The organism is Lishizhenia sp., assembly GCF_033720595.1.
Lineage (GTDB): Bacteria > Bacteroidota > Bacteroidia > Flavobacteriales_D > Crocinitomicaceae > Lishizhenia.
In genome coordinates, this window is sequence record NZ_JAWWCF010000238.1 from 1 (window position 1) to 3,682 (window position 3,682).

A 3,682-nucleotide genomic window follows, 5' to 3' on the forward strand; every position below is an offset into this window, starting at 1 on the left:
CAGCCTAATTTTATTTATCGAACCGACCAGTTTTTACAAAGAGACATGTTAGATAATGGTGTAGGTGCTCACCCCATTTTGGTAGATTTAAACGGCGATGGACTTTTAGATCTCATCTTGGCCAACTTCTATCGCTACAAAGATTTATTAGATAAAGAAAGCGCCATTCAATATTACCAAAATACAGGAACTGCTGCTCAACCCGAATTTACTTTAATAACGGAAGACTGGAATAATTTTGCCAATTCTAATTTCGGACTTAGAATACACCCCACTTTTGGAGATATAGATAATGATGGAGATTTGGATATGTTTATAGGTTCTGAATTGGGAAATATTCACTATTTCGAAAACACAGGCTCGAGTACCAATCCTAACTTCAATTCACCTCTATTAAACATTACTGATGCAACCGGCATTGTAATCGATGAGGACGCATATGTGAGTCCACAATTGTTTGATCTTAACAAGGACCAACTTCTTGACCTTATCATAGGAAGAAAAGACGGAACCATTGCTTATTATGAAAATACCGGAACTTCCTCCAATTATGAATTCACGTTGAGCAACACCATGCTTGGTAATGTTGACGTAAGCATAGGAACTTCTGATGGTTTTGCAACTCCTCACTTTATCAATAAAAATGACACGCTTTATCTTTTCTCGGGGAGTAGAAGTGGGAAACTTTGGGTCTACGACGATATCGCCGACAATTTAAATCCAGGAGATGTTTTCAATTTAATCAGTGACGATTATTTGTCCATTGACGCCAAGGCCTATTCTTCGGTGGCAATCGCTCAATTGAACAACAATCTCTTTTTAGACATGCTTTATGGTCATGATTTAGGTGGAGCTTGGTTATTTGAGGCTGATCCTAATATCACTTATGGTATAGTAGAAAAAGAAGTACCTACCTTATTTATTTACCCGAACCCAAGCAAGGGTTCTGTTCAAATTGAAGGAAATTTTAGTGCACAAAACACGCTTCTAGTATACGATACACAAGGAAGATTAAGTCTAGAAGTTAATAATATCAATGCGCAATCGGTAATTGACGTAAATCATCTTGAAAAAGGAATGTATCATCTCATTTTACGCGATAACGATACCGGCCGCGTGTATAGAAACAAAGTCTTGATTCACTAAAGGGTTAAAACTTTTTCAAAACTTACATGATCGAAACTTAGTTCTGGTTCCTCCTTGTAAATACCAAACATCGTTGAACCACTTCCCGTCATAGCGGCATAAACAGCACCTTCTTTGTAGAGTTGTTCTTTTATTTCAGCCAATTCAGGATGATTTGGAAAGACACTGGCTTCAAAAGAATTGGTCAAAGTTCCTTTCCATTGTTCTATAGGAGTAGTAACAACTTTTTGCGGATCTTTCAATCCTTCTAAAAATTGAATATTTCCATAAGCTTCGGCAGTGCTTACATGCACACCAATATTCAACAATTTAATATAGTACCCTTTAAGATCAAGATCAATATTGCTCAATGTTGTCCCTGTATCGGTAGCGTATTGTGCATGGTTACGAATAAAGAAAGGACAATCACTTCCTAGTTGCGCAGCATACTTGCATAATTCATCTTCACTCAAATTCAATTCAAATAAATCATTCAAAAGAATTAAGGTGTAAGCTCCATCACTACTCCCTCCACCGAGGCCGCCACCCATAGGGATAATTTTATGTAAATGTATCTTTACAGGAGAGAGATCATAGTCCGCACGCAGCAGTTCATATGCTTGCACACATAAATTGCTCTTTTCGGAACCAGGAATGGCTAATCCTGAAGAAGAAAATTGAAAAATATCGCTTTTTATTACTTCTAAAATATCTTGCCACGCAATGGGGTAAAGTACTGACTGTATGGTGTGATAGCCATCTTCTCGCTTAGCTAAAACATTCAAACCGAGGTTAATCTTACATCCTGGGAAACATATCATGCTCCAAATGTATAAATAGCTTTTATTTTTTTGTAACTTTCGCCACCCAAATTAGAAGCATATGGCGACTTATTTAGATTTTGAAGAACCAATAAAAGCCCTCGAAGAGCAGATTGAAAAAGCCAAAACACTTGGTGAAGAGTCTGACATGGACATGGGCGATAAGATAGAAGAATTAGAGAACAAGTTAGAAAAGAAGACCAAAGAGATCTTCACTAACTTAACTCCTTGGCAACGTGTACAACTTTCACGTCACCCAGATAGACCATATACATTGGCCTACATAGATGCAATGACAGATGGAACTTTCCAGGAATTGCACGGTGATAGAAACGTGAAGGACGACAAAGCAATGGTAGGTGGTTTCGGTCAGTTAGATGGACAAACAGTGATGTTTATCGGTCAACAAAAAGGAGCGAACACGAAAATGCGTCAGTACAGAAACTTTGGTATGGCTAACCCAGAAGGGTACAGAAAAGCTTTACGTTTAATGAAGCTGGCTGAGAAATTCAACAAGCCTATTGTGACGTTGATTGACACTCCGGGAGCATTCCCAGGACTGGAAGCTGAGGAAAGAGGTCAAGGTGAAGCTATCGCGCGTAACATCTATGAAATGATGAAATTGAAAGTTCCTGTAATCTGTGTAGTTATCGGAGAAGGAGCTTCTGGTGGAGCATTAGGAATTGGTGTTGGTGATAGAATCTTGATGTTAGAAAACTCTTGGTACTCTGTAATTTCACCAGAAAACTGTTCTACAATCTTGTGGAGAAGTTGGGATTACAAAGAAACAGCTGCTGAAGCATTGAAATTAACTTCTACAGATATGAAGAAGTTGAAGATCGTTGACGAAGTGGTTAAAGAGCCATTAAGCGGTGCACATAGAAAGCAAGATGAAATCTTCGCTACACTGAAGAAAGTATTGAAGAAAGAGATTGCTGCACTTTCTAAGCTTGATGCCGACAAACGTTCTGCAGAAAGAATTAAGAAATTCGAAAAAATGGGTGTTACTAAATAAGTAAACCTATAACGATATAAAGAAGTCCTGGTGTTCACATCAGGACTTTTTTTATGCCCTTATCCTTCATAAGGAGCACAACCTATACCTTATTCCTAACAATCTTAAACTGGGGTACTATACATAAAAAAAGCAAGCTCCTTTCGAAGCTTGCTCTTACTAAATATAAACGTAGAGGTTTATTGTTTCACTATTCTCACCATAGCTTTCTGATCGTTCTTATCCGTTACTTCTAATAAGTAAACACCTTTAGGAAGATCTATATTCATAGTGATGTGATCTGAGTAACTCATCTCATCTACCTGAATCAATTCTCCCGCCAAGTTAAATACTCTAAAGCTAACGTGATCTTGAACTTGATCAAAGCGTACATTAAATGTTCCTTGTGTTGGGTTAGGGTAAACTGTAAAGGCTTCTGCCAATTCAACCTTCTCTACACCTACTGTAGTAACAGCGATACATTCTGATGTATCAACACATCCATTTAAAGTAATTATTACGCCATAGTTTCCATTTGCCGTAGCTGTAAAACTTTGTCCAGTTTCGCCAGCAATAAATGAATCATCTGCACAATCAAACCATTGGTAGGTTGCACCTGCTTGATCTGCAGTTAACGTAATTTCATTTACAGAAACCGCTGGATCTATACTTGTAATATTGATTTGTACAGATTGTGTTGCTGAACAAACTCCAGTTGTTGTGTACGTTACCGTGTAAGACC

Annotated in this window: 4 protein-coding genes; 2 read left to right on the forward strand and 2 right to left on the reverse strand. The window is 37.9% G+C overall.

Features of this window, described 5'->3' with window-relative positions; all coding sequences use genetic code 11:
* Positions 1-1,146 (forward strand): FG-GAP-like repeat-containing protein (locus R3333_RS13180; RefSeq protein WP_318959237.1); only part of this gene is annotated, 1,146 nt, incomplete at its 5' end.
* Here R3333_RS13180 and ispE read toward each other — a convergent pair.
* Entirely contained in the window at positions 1,143-1,946 is an 804-nt protein-coding gene (gene ispE, locus R3333_RS13185) for a 4-(cytidine 5'-diphospho)-2-C-methyl-D-erythritol kinase (RefSeq protein WP_318959238.1), read from the reverse strand. The genes R3333_RS13180 and ispE overlap by 4 nt on opposite strands.
* Positions 1,947-2,007: 61 nt before the next feature.
* On the opposite strand from ispE, the gene R3333_RS13190 reads away from it, so the two are divergent.
* On the forward strand, positions 2,008-2,961 hold the full coding sequence (locus R3333_RS13190; RefSeq protein ID WP_318959239.1) for an acetyl-CoA carboxylase carboxyltransferase subunit alpha: 954 nt from the start codon (positions 2,008-2,010) through the stop codon (positions 2,959-2,961).
* Positions 2,962-3,140: 179 nt separating this feature from the next.
* Here the strand turns inward: R3333_RS13190 and R3333_RS13195 are convergent.
* The coding region (locus R3333_RS13195) for a T9SS type A sorting domain-containing protein (RefSeq protein ID WP_318959240.1) at positions 3,141-3,682 on the reverse strand (542 nt) is incomplete at its 5' end.